We start from the raw sequence: 18,362 nt of genomic DNA on the forward strand, positions 1-18,362 counted from the left end.
ATGCAACGCGCGAACCTGGCGATCATCGGCGGCGGCCTGGTCGGCGCCAGCCTGGCGCTGATCCTGCAGGCCGGCGCCCGCGAGCGTGGCTGGCGCATCGTGCTCATCGAGCCGTTCGCCCCCGGCGACGCCTACCAGCCCAGCTATGACGCCCGTTCCTCGGCGCTGTCCTTCGGCAGCCGGCAGATCTACGAACGCCTCGGCCTGTGGCAGCGCATCGCCCAGCGCGGCGAGCCGATCAGCCAGATCCACGTGTCCGACCGCGGGCGCTTCGGCTCCGCGCGCCTGACTGCAATGGAGGAGGGTGTGCCGGCGCTGGGCTACGTGGTGGAGAACGCCTGGCTCGGCCAGTGCCTGTGGCAGGCCCTGGACCACGAAGTGGTGAGCTGGCGCTGCCCGGCCGAAGTGCGCCGTATGCAGGCGCTGGACGACGGCTACCGGCTGACCCTGGACGACGACTCGATCCTGGACTGCGACCTCGCCGTGCTCGCCGACGGCGGCCGCTCCGGCCTGCGCGAGCAGCTGGGCATCGGCGTGCGCGAGGCGCCCTACGGGCAGACCGCGCTGATCGCCAACGTCAGCCCCAGCGAGGAACACCGCGGCCAGGCCTTCGAACGCTTCACCGAACAGGGGCCCATGGCCCTGCTGCCGCTGCCGGACAACCGCTGCGCGCTGGTCTGGACGCGCCCGCCGCGCGATGCCGAGCGCCTGCGCGAGCTGCCCGAGCGGCAGTTCCTCGACGAGTTGCAGGCAGCCTTCGGCTACCGCCTGGGCGGCTTCCGCCAGGTCGGCGCGCGCTACTGCTACCCGCTGATCCTCAGCGAGGCCGAGGAACAGGTGCGCCCGCACCTGGTGGTGCTGGGCAATGCCGCGCACAGCCTGCACCCCATCGCCGGGCAGGGCTTCAACCTGTCGCTGCGCGATGCCCAGGCCCTGGCCGACCAGTTGCTCGGCGCCGACGCCGCGCCCGGCGACTTCGCCGTGCTGCAGCGCTACCTGGAAGGCCAGCGCCTGGACCAGCAGATGACCGTCGGCTTCTCCGACCGCGTCACCCGCCTGTTCTCCAACGCCCAGCCGGTGCTGGCCACCGGGCGCAACCTGGGCCTGCTCGGCCTCGACCTGCTGCCGCCGGCCAAGCGCTGGTTCGCCCGCCAGGCCATGGGCCTGGGCGCGCGGCCGGTCTAGGGAGCGGCGATGTCCTCAGGCAAGATGGCCCGCCGCGCCCGCCTGCTGCGCTTCGGCCTGAACCTCTACCCGCCCTACATCGGCGCCGGCGTGCGGGTGCGCCACATCGCCCCGGACTTCCGCGAGGTGCGGGTGAAGATGGTGCTGTCCTGGTTCAACCGCAACTACGTCGGCACCCAGTTCGGCGGCAGCCTGTACAGCATGACCGACCCCTTCTTCATGCTCATGTTGATGGAGAACCTGGGGCGCGACTACATCGTCTGGGACAAGGCCGCCAACATCGAATTCATCACCCCGGGCAAGGGGCCGGTGTACGCCGAGTTCCGCATCGACCAGCAACTGCTGGACGAAGTCCGGGCGCAGACCGCCGACGGCGGCAAGTACCTGCCCAAGCTGCACGCCGAGGTGCGCGACGGCGAGGGCACGCTGGTCGCGCGGGTGCAGAAGACCCTCTACATCAGGCTCAAGCCGCGCCTGCGCAAGGCCGGCTGACGACATGGAAAAAGGAATGCAGATGCACGCGGATCTGGTGATTGTCGGGGCGGGGATGGTCGGCAGCGCGCTGGCCCTGGCGTTGCAGGGCAGCGGCCTGGAAATCCTGCTGCTCGACGGCTCGCCGCTGAGCGTGAAGCCCTTCGACCGCGCGGCGCGCTTCGAGCCGCGGGTCAGCGCCCTGTCCGAGGCCAGCCGGCGCATTCTCCAGCGCCTGCATGCCTGGGACGGCATAGTCGCGCGGCGCGCCGAGCCCTACCGCGAGATGCACGTGTGGGACGGCTCCGGCACCGGCCAGGTGCACTTCAGCGCGGCCAGCGTGCATGCCGAGGTGCTCGGCCACATCGTCGAGAACCGCGTGGTGCAGGACGCCCTGCTGGAGCGCCTGCACGACACCACCCTCGGCCTGCTGCCCGGCGCGCGCCTGGAGCAGCTGCGCCACTCCGGCAACGACTGGTTGCTGACCCTGGCCGACGGCCGGCAGATCCGCACGCCGCTGGTGGTCGCCGCCGACGGCGCCAACTCCGCCGTGCGCCGCCTGGCCGGCTGCGCCACCCGCGAGTGGGACTACCTGCACCACGCCATCGTCACCAGCGTGCGCTGCGAAAAACCGCACCAGGCCACCGCCTGGCAGCGCTTCACCGACGACGGCCCGCTGGCCTTCCTGCCGCTGTCCCGCGAGGGCGACAGGCACTGGTGCTCGATCGTCTGGTCGACCACCCCGGAGCAGGCCGAACGCCTGATGGCGCTGGACGACGACGGCTTCCGCGAAGCCCTCGGCCGGGCCTTCGAGCATTGCCTGGGCGGCATCGAGCAGGTCGACCCGCGGCTGTGCATCCCGCTGCGCCAGCGCCACGCCAAGCGCTACGTGGAACCGGGCCTGGCGCTGATCGGCGACGCCGCGCACACCATCCACCCGCTGGCCGGGCAGGGCGTCAACCTGGGCTTCCTCGACGCCGCGGTGCTGGCCGAGGTGCTGATGCACGCCCATGCCCGTGGCGAGCGCATCGCCGACGAGCGCGTGCTGAGCCGCTTCGAACGCCGGCGGATGCCGCACAACCTGGCGATGATGGCGGCGATGGAAGGCTTCCAGCGCCTGTTCCAGGCCGACCCGCTGCCGGTGCGCTGGCTGCGCAACGCCGGCCTGCGCCTGGTCGACCGCCACCACGAGGCCAAGGGCGTGTTCGTCCGCCAGGCCCTGGGGCTCTCCGGCGACCTGCCGACGCTGGCGCGGGTCTGAGGCGCCGCGACCCCGTGTCGCGGCGTGGTGAAACACCCGGTCACAAAGGTCGGCTCCGGGGCTAAATGAGGTTCCTTATCATCTGGAACCTCATTCCGTTACCCAGGAGCCGCCAGCATGTCGGTACGCAAAGGCCTTCTCGCTTCCCTCGCCCTCGCCGCACTGGCGGGCACCGCCCAGGCCGCCGACGAGGTGGTGGTCTACTCCTCGCGCATCGACGAGCTGATCAAGCCGGTGTTCGATGCCTACACGAAGAAAACCGGCGTGCAGGTCAGGTTCATCACCGACAAGGAAGCGCCGCTGATGGCGCGGATCAAGGCCGAGGGCGCCAACACCCCGGCCGACCTGCTGCTCACCGTGGACGCCGGCAACCTCTGGCAGGCCGAGAAGATGGGCATCCTGCAGCCGTTCGATTCGCCGACCCTCGACGCCAACATTCCCCCGCAGTACCGCTCCGGCACCGACAGCTGGACCGGCCTGTCGCTGCGCGCGCGGACCATCGCCTACTCCACCCAGCGGGTGAAGCCGGAGGAGCTGAGCACCTACGAGGCCCTGGCCGACAAGCAGTGGGAAGGCCGCCTGTGCCTGCGCACGGCGAAGAAGGTCTACAACCAGTCGCTGACCGCCACCCTGATCGAGACCCACGGCGAGCAGAAGACCGAGCAGATTCTCAAGGGCTGGGTGGGCAACCTGGCCACCGACGTGTTCTCCGACGACACCGCGCTGCTCCAGGCCATCGCCGCCGGCCAGTGCGACGTCGGCATCGTCAACACCTACTACTACGGGCGCCTGCACAAGCAGAAGCCGGACCTGCCGGTGAAGCTGTTCTGGCCGAACCAGGGCGACCGCGGCGTGCACGTCAACCTCTCGGGCATCGGCCTGACCAGGCACGCGCCGCACCCCGAGCAGGCCAAGGCCCTGGTGGAATGGATGACCGGCCCCGACGCCCAGGCGCTGTTCGCCTCGCTGAACCAGGAGTTCCCGGCCAACCCGAAGGTCGCGCCCTCGGAGGAAGTGGCGGCCTGGGGCAGCTTCAAGGCCGACAGCATCCCGGTGGAAGTCGCCGGCAAGCGCCAGGCCGAAGCCATCAAGCTGATGGACCGGGCCGGTTGGAATTGACCAGGAGCCGGAAGCCGGAAGCTGGAGGCTGGAGGCTGGAGGTCGGCGTGGACCTGGCCTCCAGCTTCCGGCTTCTAGCTTCCAGCTAATCACTTATGCGCTGGTACCCCATCAGCTTCTCCATCGCCGCCCTGGTGGCGTTGCCGCTCGTCGTGCTGGCGCTGAGCTGGGGCGAGATCGACACGGAAATCTGGGTGCACCTGTGGGACACCCAGCTGCCGCGCCTGCTGGGCAACAGCCTGGTGCTGGTGCTCGGCGTCGGCATCGGCGTGACCCTGCTGGGCACCAGCCTGGCCTGGCTCACAGCGCTCTGCGAGTTCCCCGGGCGGCGCTGGCTGGACTGGGCGCTGATGCTGCCCTTCGCCATCCCGGCCTACGTGCTGGCGTTCGTCTTCGTCGGCCTGCTGGACTTCGCCGGGCCCTTGCAGACGCTGCTGCGCGAATGGTTCGGCAGCGGCCTGCGGCTGCCCCGGGTGCGTTCCACCGGCGGGGTGATCCTGGTCCTGGTGCTGGTCTTCTACCCCTACGTCTACCTGCTGGCGCGCGGCGCCTTCCTGGCCCAGGGCCGCGGCCTCACCGAGGCGGCGCGGGTGCTCGGGTTGTCGCCCTGGCAGGCCTTCTGGCGCGTGGCCCTGCCCATGGCGCGGCCGGCCATCGGCGCCGGCCTGGCCCTGGCGGTCATGGAGACCCTGGCCGACTTCGGCGCCGTCTCGGTGTTCAACTTCGACACCTTCACCACCGCCATCTACAAGACCTGGTACGGCTTCTACAGCCTGTCCAGCGCCACCCAGCTGGCCAGCCTGCTGCTGCTCGGGGTGTTCCTGGTGGTGCTCGGCGAGCGCCACAGCCGCGGCCGCGTCGTGGCCAGCAGCGAGAAGCCGCGCACCGCGCCGCTGTATCGTCTGCGCGGGTTCAAGGCCTTCGCCGCCAGCGCCTGGTGCGGCCTGGTGTTCGCCTGCGCCTTCGCCATTCCCCTGGCGCAGCTGCTGGCCTGGTGCTGGCAGCGCGGCCGCTTCGACCTCGACGAACGCTACTGGGGCCTGCTCTGGCACAGCCTCGGCCTGGGCGCCACGGCGGCGGCGCTGTGCGTGGCGGTCGGCCTGCTGCTGGCCTTCGCCCGCCGGCAGACGCCGGCGAGGCCGGTGCGCGCCGCAGTGGGCCTGGCCAACCTCGGCTACGCGGTGCCCGGCTCGGTGCTGGCGGTGGCGATCATGCTGGCCTTCAGCTGGCTCGACAACCACTGGGTGATCCCGCTCTCCAGCGCCCTGGGCGGCGCCGGCAAGCCGTTGCTGCTGGGCAGCCTGGGGGCGTTGCTGCTGGCCTACCTGATCCGCTTCCTGGCGGTGGCCGAGGGCCCGCTGGAAAGCACCCTGATGCGCATCCGCCCGTCCTTCGCCGAGGCTTCGCGCAGCCTCGGCGTGGCCGGGCCGGCGCTGTTCGCCCGCGTCTACCTGCCGCTGCTGGCGCCGGGGCTGATGAGCGCCGCGCTGCTGGTGTTCGTCGACGTATTGAAGGAAATGCCGGCTACCCTGCTGATGCGTCCCTTCGGCTGGGACACCCTGGCGGTGCGCGTCTTCGAGATGACCAGCGAGGGCGAATGGGCCCGCGCCGCGCTGCCGGCGCTGAGCCTGGTGCTGGCCGGGCTGCTGCCGGTGGTGCTGCTGATCCGCCGTTCCGCGGCCAGCGCGGCGGGGCGCGACTCGACCGTCGGCCGAGGTGTCCAGGCACCGGCCTAGCGGCTACAATGCGCCGGTTTCGTGCGGGCCGCCCTCGCGCTCCGCATCCGCCATTCCCGGAAGGAGAACACCCATGGGACAGCGCACCCCGCTCTACGACCTGCATGTCGCCCTCGGCGCGAAAATCGTCGATTTCGGCGGTTGGGACATGCCCCTGCACTATGGTTCGCAGGTCGAAGAGCACCACCAGGTCCGCCGTGACTGCGGCGTGTTCGACGTCTCCCACATGACCGTGGTCGACGTCACCGGCCCGCAGTCCAGGGAATACCTGCAACGCCTGCTCGCCAACGACGTCGAGCGCCTGCAGGTGCCCGGCAAGGCGCTGTACAGCGCCATGCTCAACGAGCGCGGCGGGGTGGTCGACGACCTCATCGTCTACCTGGGCGTGTACGGCTACCGCGTGGTGGTCAACGCCGCCACCCGCGAGAAGGACCTGGCCTGGATGCAGGCCCACACCGAGGGCTTCGAGGTCCAGTTGCAGGCGCGCCCGGATCTGGCCATGCTGGCCGTCCAGGGCCCCAACGCGCGGGACAAGACCGCCGATCTGGTGAGCCCCTCCCGCGCCACCCTGATCCGCGAACTCAAGCCGTTCCAGGGCAAGGCCGACGGCGACTGGTTCATCGCCCGCACCGGCTATACCGGCGAGGACGGCCTGGAGATCATGCTGCCCGCCGCCGAGGCGCCGGGCTTCCTCAACGAACTGGTCGGCGCCGGCATTTCCCCCGCCGGCCTGGGCGCGCGCGACACCCTGCGCCTGGAAGCCGGGATGAACCTCTACGGCCAGGACATGGACGAAGAGATTTCGCCCCTGGCCGCCAACATGGGCTGGACCATCGCCTGGGAACCGGCCGGGCGCGATTTCATCGGCCGCCAGGCCCTGGAAGCCCAGCGCGCCGCCGGCGACCAGCCGAAGCTGGTCGGCCTGGTGCTGGAGGAGCGCGGCGTGCTGCGTGCCCACCAGGTGGTGCGGGTGGCCGGCATCGGCGAGGGCGAGATCACCAGTGGCAGCTTCTCCCCGACCCTCGGCAAGTCCATCGCCCTGGCCCGCCTGCCGGCGGCCACCGGCGACCGCGCCGAGGTGGAAATCCGTGGCAAGTGGTACCCGGTGCGCGTCGTTCAGCCGAATTTCGTGCGTCATGGCAAGGCCCTGATCTAAATTGCATAGGCGACCCGTCGTCGCCGCTGCCCCGTCCCCGAGGAAAACAAGATGAGCAACATTCCCGCCGACCTGCGTTACGCCGCCAGCCACGAGTGGGCGCGCCTGGAAGCCGACGGTACCGTCACCGTGGGCATCTCCGACCATGCCCAGGAAGCCCTGGGCGACGTGGTCTTCGTCGAGCTGCCGGAACTCGGCAAGCAACTCAATGCTGGCCAGGAAGCCGGCGTGGTGGAATCGGTCAAGGCCGCCTCCGACATCTACGCCCCGGTCGGTGGCGAGGTGATCGCCATCAACGAGGTCCTGGCCGACACCCCCGAGGAAGTCAACAACGACCCCTACGGCTCCTGGTTCTTCAAGCTCAAGCCGAGCAACCCGGCCGAGCTGGACAAGCTGCTCGACGCCGCCGGCTACCAGGCCGCCTGCGACGCGGACGCCTGATCGCCGCGCCGAACCCCCAAGGCCCCGCTCAGTCGGGGCCTTGTTCTTCCCGCCTGGCCTATCCTGTCTTGATCGTGCATTCCCGATCGAGGTCCAGGCCATGTCGAAAAGCCCTTCGCTGTCCCAGCTGAACCAGCCCGATGCCTTCCTGCGCCGCCATCTCGGCCCCGACGAGGCGGAGCGACGGACGATGCTCGAGGCCTTGGGCGTCGCCAGCCTCGACGACCTGATCGTACAGACGGTGCCGCCGGCCATCCGCCTGAACCGCCCGCTGGAGCTGCCGCCGGCGCTGGACGAGCAGGGCGCCCTGGAGAAGCTCAGGGGCTATGCGCAGCAGAACCAGCTGTGGACCAGCCTGATCGGCACCGGCTACTACGGTACCGTCACGCCCACGGTGATCCTCCGCAACGTGCTGGAGAACCCCGGCTGGTACACCGCCTACACCCCCTACCAGCCGGAGATCGCCCAGGGCCGCCTGGAGGCGCTGCTGAACTTCCAGCAGCTGACCATCGACCTCACCGGCCTGGACCTGGCCAGTGCCTCGCTGCTCGACGAGGCCACCGCCGCCGCCGAGGCCATGGCCCTGGCCAAGCGCGTGGCCAAGGCCAAGAGCAACCTGTTCTTCGTCGACGTGAACTGCCACCCGCAGACCATTTCCGTGGTGCGCACCCGCGCCCAGGCCTTCGGCTTCGACCTGGTGGTGGACGAGCTGGACACGTTGGGCCAGCACACCGTGTTCGGCGCGCTGCTGCAGTACCCGGACAGCCGCGGCGAGGTCCGCGACCTGCGCCCGCTGATCGACGCGCTGCACGCCCGGCAGGCCATCGCCTGCGTCGCCGCCGACCTGCTCAGCCTGCTGCTGCTGACGCCGCCGGGCGAACTGGGCGCCGACGTGGTGCTTGGCAGCGCCCAGCGCTTCGGCGTGCCCATGGGCTACGGCGGGCCCCACGCGGCCTTCTTCGCCACCCGCGACGAATTCAAGCGGGCCATGCCCGGGCGGATCATCGGCGTGTCCCGCGATGCCCGCGGCAACACCGCGCTGCGCATGGCGCTGCAGACCCGCGAGCAGCACATCCGCCGCGAGAAGGCCAACTCCAACGTCTGCACCTCGCAGGTGTTGCTGGCCAACATCGCCAGCCTCTACGCCGTCTACCACGGCCCCGAGGGCCTCAAGCGCATCGCCCGGCGGGTGCACCGGCTCACCGCCATCCTCGCCGCCGGGCTGTTCGCCAAGGGCCTCAAGCGCGTCAATGCGCACTTCTTCGACACCCTGACCCTGGAAGTGGGCGCGCAGCAGGCGGCCATCCTCGAACGCGCCCGCGCGGCGCGCTACAACCTGCGCATCGTCGGCGAGGACCGCCTGGGCGTCAGCCTGGACGAAACCTGCAGTGGCGAGACCGTCGCCACGCTTTTCGACATCTTCCTCGGCGCCGGCCACGGCCTGAGCATCGCCGTGCTGGATGCCGGCGACCTCTCCGACGGCATCCCCGGCACCCTGCAGCGCAGTAGCGGCTACCTGGGCCACCCGGTGTTCAACCGCCACCACAGCGAAACCGAGATGCTGCGCTACCTGCGCCAGCTCGAAGGCAAGGACCTGGCGCTGAACCAGGCGATGATCCCGCTGGGCTCCTGCACCATGAAGCTCAACGCCACCAGCGAGATGATCCCCATCACCTGGCCGGAATTCGCCAACCTGCACCCCTTCGTGCCGCGCGAGCAGGCCGAGGGCTACCGGCTGATGATCGACGAGCTGGAGAGCTGGCTGCGCGCCATCACCGGCTTCGACGCCATCTGCATGCAGCCCAACTCCGGGGCCCAGGGCGAGTACGCCGGGCTGCTGGCGATCCGCAAGTACCACGAGAGCCGCGGCGAGGGGCACCGCAACGTCTGCCTGATCCCGTCCTCGGCCCACGGCACCAACCCGGCCTCGGCGATCATGGCGAGCATGCGCGTGGTGATAGTCGAGTGCGACAAGGGCGGCAACGTCGACCTGGAAGACCTCAAGCTCAAGGCCGCCGAGGCCGGCGCCCAGCTGGCCTGCCTGATGATCACCTACCCCTCGACCCACGGCGTATACGAGGAGGGCATCCGCGAGATCTGCGAGGTTATCCACAGCCACGGCGGCCAGGTCTACATGGACGGCGCCAACCTCAACGCCCAGGTCGGCCTGGCGCGGCCGGCGGACATCGGCGCCGACGTGTCGCACATGAACCTGCACAAGACCTTCTGCATCCCCCACGGCGGCGGCGGCCCGGGCATGGGCCCGATCGGCGTGAAGAAACACCTGGCGCCGTTCGTCGCCAACCACCCGGTGATCCGCATCGAAGGCCCCAACCCGCTGAACGACGCGGTCAGCGCCGCGCCCTGGGGCAGCGCCAGCATCCTGCCGATCAGCTGGATGTACATCGCCATGATGGGCCCGCAGCTGGCCGACGCCACCGAGGTGGCCATCCTCAGCGCCAACTACCTGGCCCAGCGCCTGGACGGCGCCTTCCCGGTGCTCTACCGCGGGCGCAACGAGCGCGTGGCCCACGAATGCATCCTCGACCTGCGCCCGCTCAAGGCGCAGACCGGGATCAGCGAGGAGGACGTGGCCAAGCGCCTGATGGACTACGGCTTCCACGCCCCGACCATGTCCTTCCCGGTGCCCGGCACGCTGATGGTGGAGCCCACCGAGAGCGAGTCGCTGCACGAGCTGGACCGCTTCGTCGAGGCCATGCTGAGCATCCGCGCGGAAATCGCCAAGGTCGAGACCGGCGAATGGCCGGCCGAGGACAACCCGCTCAAGCGCGCCCCGCACACCCTGGCCGACGTCACCGGCCCCTGGGAGCGGCCCTACGGCATCGCCGAAGCGGTGACCCCCAGCGAGCACACCCGCGCCTTCAAGTACTGGCCGGCGGTGAACCGGGTGGACAACGTGTTCGGCGACCGCAACCTGTTCTGCGCCTGCGTGCCGGTGGACGAGTACCGGGAGTGAGAAAATCCGCGCCTACGAAATACCGAGCCCCCTGTAGGCGGGCCCTGCCCGCGATTCGCGCGCAGGGCGCGCTCCTACAAGGGCACGGTATGGAGGCAAACCGTAGGATGGTGTTGAGCGCAGCGATACCCATCGCCACGGTCGCATGGGTATCGCAAGCTCGATCCATCCTACGGTCTGGATGAGATCCTACGAAATGCCGAGCACACTGCGGGCCCTGCCCGCGATTCGCGCGCAGGGCGCACTCCTACAAGGGCGCGGTGTGGAGGCAACCGTAGGATGGCGTTGAGCGCAGCGATACCCATCGCCACGGCCGCATGGGTTTCGCAGGCTCGATCCATCCTATGGTCTGGATGAGATCCTACGAAATGCCGAGCACACTGTAGGAGCGGGCCCTGCCCGCGATTCGCGCGCAGGGCGCGCTCCTACAAGGGTGCGGTGTGGAGGCAACCGTAGGATGGCGTTGAGCGCAGCGATACCCATCGCCACGGCAGCATGGGTATCGCAGGCTCAACCCATCCTACGAAGCGCCGTCACTGCGCCACGCCGTCCTGGCTCATCAGGATGGCATTGGCCAGCTCCATGTCGCTGCGTTGCTGCAGCTCCGGATGATCGCTGCGCAGGCGTTGCAGCGCGGCTTCCAGGTACGGGCCGCGGATGGCGCCGTCGCTGGCCACGTAGCTGCCGGCGTCGTCGCGGGCGGCGAGGATCAGCTTGTGGTCGTGCTTGAAGGTCAGGTAGGTCGAGGCGGTGGTGGCCCCGGAGGAGATGATGTCGCGCCAGAAGCCGTCGGCCATGGCCGGGGCCAGGGGCAGCAGGGTGAAGACAGCGAGGATGCCGGTCAGTTTGAACATGCGCATGGGAGTTTCTCCTCCGTAGGTCCGCATACCTTTCTGAGCGCTCGGCGCTACCAGGGGTTCCGGTTATCTGGATGACCGGTTCGCGGTTGCGTTGGTCCCATCTTGGGACTGGCATGTGCCGATGAAAATCATCGCCATCGGCAACCTGCGCGATTTCTGGCTGGCCCATCCGGACGCGGAGCAACCACTCAAGGCCTGGATCGATGAAGCCAAGGCCGCGACCTGGAGTCAGCTGGGCGACATCAAGGCCAGGTATGCCAGCGCGAGCATCCTCAAGAGCCGCCGGGTGGTGTTCAACATCAAGGGCAACGACTATCGACTGATCGTCGCGGTTGCCTACCGGTTCGGCGCGCTCTACATCAAGTTCATCGGCACGCACGCGCAGTACGATGCCGTCGACGCGAATACCGTCGAGATGGAGTGAGAGAGCATGCACATCCGACCTATCCATACGCACGAGGACTACAAGGCCAGCCTCAAGGAACTGTCCGCCTACTTCGACGACGAGCCGGAGCCCGGCACCCCCGAGGGGGATCGTTTCGAAGTGCTGTTGACGCTGGTCGAGGCCTACGAGGCCAAGCACTACCCGGTCGAGGCGCCGCACCCCATCGAGGCCATCAAGTTCCGCATGGAGCAGGGCGGCCTGACCGTCAAGGACCTGGTGCCCTCGATTGGCCAGCCCAACCGCGTCTATGAGGTGCTGTCCGGCAAGCGCAGCCTGACGCTGCCGATGATCCGCAAGCTGCACCGCAACCTGGGGATTCCCGCCGAGAGTCTGATCGCCGAGTACGCCTGAGGCGAGCGCATCGAAAAGCCCGCTGCCCCGTGAAGGGCTGCGGGCTTTTGCGTGTCCGGGGAGTGCCGTTCAGCGTTCGCCGGCCAGCAATGCACTGGCCAACTCCATATCGCTGCGCTGCTGCAACTGCGGATAATCGCTGCGCAGCCGCTGCAGCTCGGCTTCCAGCCAGGGGCCGCGGATGGCGCCGGCGCTGGCGACGAAGCTGCCGGCGTCCTCGGCCAGCGGGCCGACCAGTTTGTGGTCGTCGCGGCTGGTGAGGTAGCTGGAGGCGGTGGTGGCGCCGGTGGACAGCACGCCGCGCCAGAAGCCGGCGTCTTCGGCCTGGGCGGCGGCGAAGGGGAGGGTGGACAGGGCGACGGCCAGGGCCGCTCCGGGGATACGCATGGGTGCTCCTTGGGTGACTGCGTTCGCGTCCCCTCAGAGTGCGTGCCCGCCGGCGAGTTCCGGAGCGCCTGGTGGAATCAGGCGCTTCCGGGCGGCGCTGTCATTCTCCCTTCAGCGCCGGGTCGTCGGGGTTCTGCTGTTCCAGCTCGGCCAGTTGCATCTGCACCTTCTCCAACTGGCCGATCTCGCGCAGGTAGGCGATCAGCGCCAGGCGCGCGTCGCGGTTGGCCGGGTGGCGTTGCAGCAGTTGCTCCAACTGGCGGCAGGCGGCGTCGGCCTGGCCGCTGTCGTGCAGGCCGATGGCCAGGATGTAGCGGAACTGGGCGCTGTCCGGGGCCAGGCGCACCGCTTCCTGCAGCTCCTTGAGCGCCGCCTCGCGCTGGCCCTGGCGGATCAGCGCCAGGCCCAGGGCATGGTGCAGCAGGCCGGACTGCGGGTGGCGCTTGAGCGCGCCGTCCAGCAGCTGGCGGGCTTCGTCGGGGCGCTGGCGGGCTTCCAGCCACTGGTAGAGGCTGACCAGCGCCGGCAGGAAGTCGGGGTCGCGCACCAGGGCCGCGCGCAGCGCCGGTTCCACTTCGGCGTCGCGGCCGGTGACCTGGTAGAGCATGGCGCGGTTGAGGTTGGACTCGGCGCGCTCGGCCAGGCTCAGCTGGACCTCCTCGTATTCCTTCAGGCCCTTGGCCAGCGGCGCCTGCAACCCGGCGCGCACCTCCGGCGGCAGTTGCGCCAGTTGCCAGGTGGCGGAGAGGCGCACGGCGCGCAGCGGGTCGTCCAGCAGCGGGGCCAGCAGCAGTGCCTGGCGCGGTGGGTTGGCCAGGGCGGCGACCGCGCCTATGGCGGCGTTGCGCACCAGCGGGTCGTTGTCCTTCAGGCCCTGGGCGGCCAGTTCCAGGGAGCGCGGGCTGGGATAGGCGGGCAGTTCGGCGAGCAGGGTGGCGCGGCGGATCGCCGGCAGGTCGCTGCTGGCCAGCAGCAGGTGCAGCGCCCGCGAGGCGCCGGGCTGGCCGTTGCGGGCCTTCCACAGGGTGTCGTCGTAGCGCGGCACGGCGCCGGCCGGCTTGGCGTCGCTGGCGTACCACAGGCGGAACTGCTCGCTGACCTTGGAGGCGCTGTCGCGGTGGCAGCCCATGCAGGCGTCCGGCGCGCCTATCTTCTGCGCGTGCTGCGGGTCGGGAATGCTGAAGCTGTGGTCATGCCGGTAGTGGTTGACCATGTAGTACTTGCCCGGCATGTGGCAGGACGTGCACTGCGCGCCAGGCGTGCCGCTCTGGTGGTGGTGATGTTCGGGCGAGTCGTAGTTCTTCGCCAGCAGGCCCTTGCCGTCGATGCCCGGGCGCACCGGCTTGCCGGCCGGGTTGTGGCACTGCAGGCAAAGGCCGTTGCCGGCGATCTTCACCTGGCCGCTGTGGGGGTTGTGGCAGTCGGTGCACTTCACGCCCTTCTCGAACATCTTGCTCTGGGTGAAGGAGCCCCACTCGAAGACCTCGTCCTTGATCTTGCCGTCGATCTGGTACAGCTCGCGGGTCAGCAGGCTCGGCAGGTAGTCGTCCATGAACCGGTGGCGGTGCTGGAAGCCGTCGCCCAGGGGCGCGCGGCGGGCGTGGCAGCGCGCGCAGTTCTCCACCAGCTCGCTTGCGGTGGTGCTGGCGCCCAGCGGCTTGTCGAAGCCGCGGCTGGCGTCGCCGTTGGGTTTTTGCGCCCATTCCAGGTGGCGCGAGGCCGGGCCGTGGCAGGCCTGGCAGCCGACGCCCAGGCTCTGCCAGTGGCTGGCGAAGGCGTTCTTGTCGGCGTCGAAGTTGCGCTTGAACTCGGTGGTGTGGCACTCGATGCACATGAAGTTGGCGTTCTGCGTCGGGCGCGTCCAGTGCAGCTCGTCCTTGAAGTCGATGCGCTGCCCGGGGTTGAGTTCGAACCAGCGCTGCTTCTGGGTATCCCAGGCGACGCCGAGGGCCTGCAGGCGGCCGCCGGGGTATTCCAGCAGGTACTGCTGCAGCGGCGCCACGCCGAAGGTGTAGGCCACCTTGAAGTCCGCCGGCTTGCCGTCGGCGCCCGGGGTATTCACCCAGAATTCCTCGCCCTTGCGGAAGAAGCGGGTGCTTTCGGCCTCGCCCTTGAACCTGGCGTCGGCGAAGTCGCCCAGCACGTTGGCTTCGTTGGCCACCTGCATCGCCTTGTGGTGATGCGAGCCCTGCCAGTCCTGGAATTGGCCCTGGTGGCATACCTGGCATTGCTGCTCGTCGACGAAGCCGGCCTTCGGCGCCTCGGCCACCACGGGTTTCGCCGGGGGCGCGGGCGGGCTCGCGACCGGCAGCGACGGGGCGCTGTGCTCGACGTACCACCAGGCGCCCGCGCTGGCCAGCAACAGCACGGCCACCAGCGCGGCAGCCAGGCGCCGCGCCAGGCGGGGGGAGGAGGTGGGGCGGGCCGGTGCGGCCCCTTTGCGGTCTTTCTTATGGGCAGGCTTCTGCATGCGACGTCCGTTGTTCGGGCAGCCATGTATCACGGTGGCAGCAGCTTCAGTGACTGCCGGGGGTATGTCAAACCCGGTTCCGCCGCAGTGGCGGCGGCCCCTCGAAAGGATGAGGCGCGTTCAGGGCTGGCGGATGGCGGCGACCCGGGCGCTGTCCACCTTCACCGCCGGGTTGCCGAACTGCGCCGTGAGGTAGTTGACCAGGGTGGCGATCTGCTGGTCGTCGAGCGCGCCGGCGAAGCCGGGCATGAACACCTGCTGCCCGGCGCTTTCGCGGTGCACGCCGGTGAGCACGACCTGCACCAGGTTGTCCGGCTGCTGCGCGCCCACCGTGGTGTTGTGGCTGAGCATGGGGTAGTAGGCGTCCTGCGTGCCCTGGCCGTTCCAGCCGTGGCAACTGGCGCAGTTGCCGAGGAACAGCCGGGCGCCGTCGTCGCGGCTCCGGGCATCGAAGTCCTCGCCGCGCAGCGTCACCACGTCGTCGGCGGGGCCGCCCCAGGCGAAGCGCGGCTTGCGCTCGCCGTCGCCGACCGCCCTGACGCTGCGCAGGTAGCCGGCGATGGCCTGCAGGTCGTCGGGCCGCAGGTACTGGAAGCTGTGCTCCACGGCCTCGGCCATGGGCCCGGCGGCCTGGGCCTTGCCGGGCAGGCGGCCGCTGCGCAGGTACTGCACCAGTTCGGCGTCGCTCCAGCCGCCGATGCCGGCGTGGGTGTCGCTGGTGATGTTGTAGGCGTACCAGCCGCCCAGGGCGGCGCCGGCGAGGTAGCCGCTGCCCTTCTCGTCCAGGGCCTTCTCCTGGAAGGCCAGGCCGCGCGGGGTATGGCAGGTGCCGCAGTGGGCCAGGCCCTGCACCAGGTAGGCGCCGCGGTTCCAGGCCGCGCTCTGTTTCGGGTTGGGCTGGAAGGGCCGGTCGTCATGGAACAGCGCGTTCCAGATGGCCAGCGGCCAGCGCATGTTCAGCGGCCAGGGGATGTCGCTGTCGCGGTTGGCCTGGGCCACGGCCTCGACGCCGCCGCGCAGGAAATAGGCGTATAGGGCCTGCATGTCCGCGTCGCCGATCTTGGCGTAGGCGGTGTAGGGCATCGCCGGGTAGAGGTGCAGGCCGCCCCTGGCCACGCCTTCGCGCAGGGCGCGGGCGAAGTCTTCGTAGCTGTAGCTGCCGATGCCGGTGCGTGGATCGGGGGTGATATTGCTGGAGTAGACCGCGCCCAGCGGGGTGGTCAGCGCCAGGCCGCCGGCGAAGGGCTGGCCGCCGGGCGCGGTGTGGCAGGCGGCGCAGTCGCCGGCGCGGGCCAGGTATTCGCCGCGCTGCAGCAGCTCGGCCGGCGCCGGGTCCAGGGCCGGGGCGGCCTGGGCCAGGCAGGGCAGCAGGAGGAGGGCGGCCAGCAGACGGGTGGACATGCTCAGGCCTCCCCTTTCAGGCGCTCGGCCAGGCGCAGGGCGAGGGCGGCGAGGCTCAGGGTGCAGTTCACCGAGCCCACCGTGGGCATCACCGCGCTGCCGGCGATGAACAGGTTGGGATGGTCGTGGCTGCGGCAGTCGCGGTCCACCACCGAGTCGCCGGGGTCGTCGCCCATCAGCGTGGTGCCGGCGATGTGGTTGTTGTTGGCGAAGCTGTCCTCGAACTGCACCTCGCTGCCGCCGAGCAGCCTGGCGGCATGGGCGTAGACCTCGCGGGTGTGCGTCGCGCTGCGGCGCACGTAGTCGTCCATGGCGTAGGTGAATTCCGGCTTGGGGATGCCCAGGGCGTCGCGCTCGCTGGCGCTGGGCACGATGCGGTTCTGCGGGCGCGGGAGGATTTCGTGGAAGCTGTCGAAACGCACGAAGCGCGCGGCGCGGTCGCGGATCTGCGCTTCCAGCTCGCGGCCGAGCAGCAGCGGGCCCTGGCGGATCAGCTCGGCGGCCACCTGGTCGACCCGCGAGAGGTTGGACAGGTGGATTTTCTTCGCCGCGTACTGGCTGCGGAAGGCGCCGTCGCGGAAGCCGACCATCGAGGTCATCTCCTGCGGCCCGCGCCCGGGCCAGAGCTTCTCGCTGGCGTAGAAGCGCACCGCGGTGCCGGGGTGGTCCATGAGGTTGCGGCCAACCATGCCGGAGGCGTTGCCGACCTCGGACATCAGCATCAGCTTGGGCGTCTCCACGCCATTGGCAGCGAGCACGAAGACCTTGCCTTCGACTCGCGTCTCCTCGCCCTGCGGGTCCTTGCAGAGGGCGGCGACTATGCGTCCGCCATCGCCCTTCTCCAGCTTGAACACCACGCTGTTGTCCAGCAGCCGGGCGCCGGCGGCCTCGGCCTTCTCGACGTGGACGATGCCGTTGTACATGGCGCCGACCGGGCAGATCGGCATGCAGTTGTTGTTGCCGCAGCAGGTCGGCCGGCCGTCGAAGGGGCGGCTGTTGCGCGCCACCGGCTCGGTGACCACGTGGTAGCCGTTGGCGTTGAGCACGTCCTTCACCCGCTGCTCGTTCCACGACAGCGGCAGCGGCGCCATGGGGTAGGCCTGGCTGCGCGGCGAACCCAGCTCCTCGTCGGCCGGGCCCCAGACGCCGAGGGCCTCTTCGGCGCGCTGGTACCAGGGCTCCAGCTCCGCGTACTCGAACGGCCAGTCGCGGCCGACGCCGTACAGGCTCTGGAGCTTGAAGTCGCTGGGCAGGAAGCGCCAGGCCGAGGCCGCCCAGTGCCAGGTGGTGCCGCCGACCACCCGCAGGTACTGCACGTCGTAGGGGTGTTCGCCCTTCTGCACCAGGTAGTGGTTGTCCGGGTGGTACTGCGGGTGCGGCGCGTGGGCCATGGACGGGTAGGGCGCCTGGTTGTCGGACTTGTCGGCCTGGTTGCGGAAGCGCTCGACGATCTCCCAGCGCGACAGCCGCGGGCCGGCCTCGAGGATCAGCACGTCCTTGCCGGCCAGGGCCAACTGGTGGGCGACCAGGGCGCCGGCGACGCCGGAGCCGACCACCACGTAGTCGGCGCTTTGCGTGTCGGCCATGCTCAGGCCCCCCGCTCGACCGGTTGCGCGGCCCAGAAGCCCGGCTGGTTGCTGCAGTAGCTGCGCGGCAGCAGCACGTCGTCCACCGCGCGGAACATCAGCGCGCTTTCATAGGCGACCACGCTGGGGTGGTCGTCCTCGCCCACGTAGCCCAGGTACCAGGCGGCGAGCATCTGCCGCGCCAGCCACTGCTGGCGCTCGCTCCAGCGCTGTGGGCCGTCGCCCAGGCGCGCCTGCAGCTCGCCCAGGCTCTGGGCGAGGGCGGTGTCGCGCTGCGCCAGGGCCAGGTACAGGCGCTGGCCGATGCGTGGGTCGAGGTTGCTGCGCCCGGTCAGGCGCTGCGACAGCGTCATGAAGATCGCCAGTTCCGCCTCGGCCTGGGGCGTCAGCGCGGCCCAGGCCAGGGCCGCCGGGCCCAGCAGCAGGCCGCCGGCCACGGCGCCGCCGCAGGCCATGGCCAGCAGGCGCCGGCGGGACAGGGAAAAGCGTGGCTGGTCTGGCATGCGGACCTCTCGT

The 18,362-nt window shown here is 70.0% G+C and carries 16 protein-coding genes; 10 read left to right on the plus strand and 6 right to left on the minus strand.

Features of this window, described 5'->3' with window-relative positions; genetic code table 11:
- The 8 genes from ubiH to gcvP all read left to right on the plus strand — a co-directional run bounded on the left by ubiH (nt 1) and on the right by gcvP (nt 10,346).
- Nucleotides 1–1,185, plus strand: coding sequence for a 2-octaprenyl-6-methoxyphenyl hydroxylase (ubiH, locus tag QSJ95_RS04790; protein WP_043316425.1), 1,185 nt, complete (start codon nt 1–3; stop codon nt 1,183–1,185).
- A gap of 9 nt (nt 1,186–1,194) precedes the next feature.
- Nucleotides 1,195–1,677: a DUF4442 domain-containing protein gene (locus QSJ95_RS04795; RefSeq protein ID WP_043269601.1), complete on the plus strand. Its 483-nt coding sequence runs from the start codon at nt 1,195–1,197 to the stop codon at nt 1,675–1,677.
- Between the two features lie 22 nt (nt 1,678–1,699).
- Nucleotides 1,700–2,917: a 2-octaprenyl-3-methyl-6-methoxy-1,4-benzoquinol hydroxylase gene (locus QSJ95_RS04800; protein ID WP_285640485.1), complete on the plus strand. Its 1,218-nt coding sequence runs from the start codon at nt 1,700–1,702 to the stop codon at nt 2,915–2,917.
- A 117-nt stretch (nt 2,918–3,034) separates the two neighbouring features.
- The gene (locus QSJ95_RS04805) at nt 3,035–4,036 is read left to right on the plus strand and encodes a Fe(3+) ABC transporter substrate-binding protein (RefSeq protein ID WP_285640487.1); all 1,002 of its coding nucleotides are present in this window, start codon (nt 3,035–3,037) and stop codon (nt 4,034–4,036) included.
- A 95-nt stretch (nt 4,037–4,131) separates the two neighbouring features.
- Nucleotides 4,132–5,772: an ABC transporter permease gene (locus tag QSJ95_RS04810; protein ID WP_285640489.1), complete on the plus strand. Its 1,641-nt coding sequence runs from the start codon at nt 4,132–4,134 to the stop codon at nt 5,770–5,772.
- Nucleotides 5,773–5,845: 73 nt separating this feature from the next.
- The gene (gene gcvT, locus QSJ95_RS04815) at nt 5,846–6,928 is read left to right on the plus strand and encodes a glycine cleavage system aminomethyltransferase GcvT (RefSeq protein ID WP_009615117.1); all 1,083 of its coding nucleotides are present in this window, start codon (nt 5,846–5,848) and stop codon (nt 6,926–6,928) included.
- 51 nt (nt 6,929–6,979) lie between these two features.
- Nucleotides 6,980–7,369 (plus strand): glycine cleavage system protein GcvH, encoded by a 390-nt coding sequence (gcvH, locus tag QSJ95_RS04820; RefSeq protein WP_009615120.1) that lies wholly within the window; start codon nt 6,980–6,982, stop codon nt 7,367–7,369.
- A gap of 100 nt (nt 7,370–7,469) precedes the next feature.
- Entirely contained in the window at nt 7,470–10,346 is a 2,877-nt protein-coding gene (gene gcvP, locus QSJ95_RS04825) for an aminomethyl-transferring glycine dehydrogenase (protein ID WP_285640493.1), read from the plus strand.
- Nucleotides 10,347–10,879: 533 nt separating this feature from the next.
- Here gcvP and QSJ95_RS04830 read toward each other — a convergent pair.
- Entirely contained in the window at nt 10,880–11,206 is a 327-nt protein-coding gene (locus QSJ95_RS04830) for a DUF2388 domain-containing protein (RefSeq protein WP_009615124.1), read from the minus strand.
- A gap of 121 nt (nt 11,207–11,327) precedes the next feature.
- On the opposite strand from QSJ95_RS04830, the gene QSJ95_RS04835 reads away from it, so the two are divergent.
- Nucleotides 11,328–11,630, plus strand: a complete 303-nt coding sequence (locus QSJ95_RS04835) for a type II toxin-antitoxin system HigB family toxin (protein WP_285640495.1) — start codon at nt 11,328–11,330, stop codon at nt 11,628–11,630.
- A gap of 6 nt (nt 11,631–11,636) precedes the next feature.
- A complete protein-coding gene (locus tag QSJ95_RS04840) occupies nt 11,637–12,002 on the plus strand; it encodes a helix-turn-helix domain-containing protein (RefSeq protein ID WP_009615128.1) in 366 nt (121 codons plus the stop codon).
- A gap of 69 nt (nt 12,003–12,071) precedes the next feature.
- Here the strand turns inward: QSJ95_RS04840 and QSJ95_RS04845 are convergent, their stop codons facing one another.
- The 5 genes from QSJ95_RS04845 to QSJ95_RS04865 form a co-directional block, all read right to left on the minus strand.
- Nucleotides 12,072–12,389 carry a DUF2388 domain-containing protein gene (locus QSJ95_RS04845; protein WP_043314009.1) on the minus strand — a complete coding sequence of 106 codons (318 nt, stop codon included), beginning with the start codon at nt 12,387–12,389 and terminating at the stop codon, nt 12,072–12,074.
- Between the two features lie 100 nt (nt 12,390–12,489).
- A complete protein-coding gene (locus QSJ95_RS04850; RefSeq protein ID WP_285640500.1) occupies nt 12,490–14,859 on the minus strand; it encodes a tetratricopeptide repeat protein in 2,370 nt (789 codons plus the stop codon).
- A gap of 120 nt (nt 14,860–14,979) precedes the next feature.
- A complete protein-coding gene (locus QSJ95_RS04855) occupies nt 14,980–16,260 on the minus strand; it encodes a cytochrome c (protein ID WP_285640502.1) in 1,281 nt (426 codons plus the stop codon).
- Between the two features lie 2 nt (nt 16,261–16,262).
- Nucleotides 16,263–17,846, minus strand: coding sequence for a GMC family oxidoreductase (locus QSJ95_RS04860; RefSeq protein ID WP_285640504.1), 1,584 nt, complete (start codon nt 17,844–17,846; stop codon nt 16,263–16,265).
- A 2-nt stretch (nt 17,847–17,848) separates the two neighbouring features.
- Nucleotides 17,849–18,349, minus strand: a complete 501-nt coding sequence (locus QSJ95_RS04865) for a sugar dehydrogenase complex small subunit (protein WP_009615138.1) — start codon at nt 18,347–18,349, stop codon at nt 17,849–17,851.
- Between the last annotated feature and the right edge of the window lie 13 nt (nt 18,350–18,362).

The sequence above is a fragment of the Pseudomonas sp. NBRC 100443 genome, from assembly GCF_030268185.1.
GTDB lineage: Bacteria > Pseudomonadota > Gammaproteobacteria > Pseudomonadales > Pseudomonadaceae > Pseudomonas > Pseudomonas citronellolis.

Coding starts and splice junctions, on each gene's coding strand:
- ubiH (WP_043316425.1), top strand. CDS start 1: ATGCAACGCGCGAACCTGGCGATCATCGGCGGCGGCCTGGTCGGCGCC.
- QSJ95_RS04795 (WP_043269601.1), top strand. CDS start 1,195: ATGTCCTCAGGCAAGATGGCCCGCCGCGCCCGCCTGCTGCGCTTCGGC.
- QSJ95_RS04800 (WP_285640485.1), top strand. CDS start 1,700: ATGCACGCGGATCTGGTGATTGTCGGGGCGGGGATGGTCGGCAGCGCG.
- QSJ95_RS04805 (WP_285640487.1), top strand. CDS start 3,035: ATGTCGGTACGCAAAGGCCTTCTCGCTTCCCTCGCCCTCGCCGCACTG.
- QSJ95_RS04810 (WP_285640489.1), top strand. CDS start 4,132: ATGCGCTGGTACCCCATCAGCTTCTCCATCGCCGCCCTGGTGGCGTTG.
- gcvT (WP_009615117.1), top strand. CDS start 5,846: ATGGGACAGCGCACCCCGCTCTACGACCTGCATGTCGCCCTCGGCGCG.
- gcvH (WP_009615120.1), top strand. CDS start 6,980: ATGAGCAACATTCCCGCCGACCTGCGTTACGCCGCCAGCCACGAGTGG.
- gcvP (WP_285640493.1), top strand. CDS start 7,470: ATGTCGAAAAGCCCTTCGCTGTCCCAGCTGAACCAGCCCGATGCCTTC.
- QSJ95_RS04830 (WP_009615124.1), bottom strand. CDS start 11,206: ATGCGCATGTTCAAACTGACCGGCATCCTCGCTGTCTTCACCCTGCTG.
- QSJ95_RS04835 (WP_285640495.1), top strand. CDS start 11,328: ATGAAAATCATCGCCATCGGCAACCTGCGCGATTTCTGGCTGGCCCAT.
- QSJ95_RS04840 (WP_009615128.1), top strand. CDS start 11,637: ATGCACATCCGACCTATCCATACGCACGAGGACTACAAGGCCAGCCTC.
- QSJ95_RS04845 (WP_043314009.1), bottom strand. CDS start 12,389: ATGCGTATCCCCGGAGCGGCCCTGGCCGTCGCCCTGTCCACCCTCCCC.
- QSJ95_RS04850 (WP_285640500.1), bottom strand. CDS start 14,859: ATGCAGAAGCCTGCCCATAAGAAAGACCGCAAAGGGGCCGCACCGGCC.
- QSJ95_RS04855 (WP_285640502.1), bottom strand. CDS start 16,260: ATGTCCACCCGTCTGCTGGCCGCCCTCCTCCTGCTGCCCTGCCTGGCC.
- QSJ95_RS04860 (WP_285640504.1), bottom strand. CDS start 17,846: ATGGCCGACACGCAAAGCGCCGACTACGTGGTGGTCGGCTCCGGCGTC.
- QSJ95_RS04865 (WP_009615138.1), bottom strand. CDS start 18,349: ATGCCAGACCAGCCACGCTTTTCCCTGTCCCGCCGGCGCCTGCTGGCC.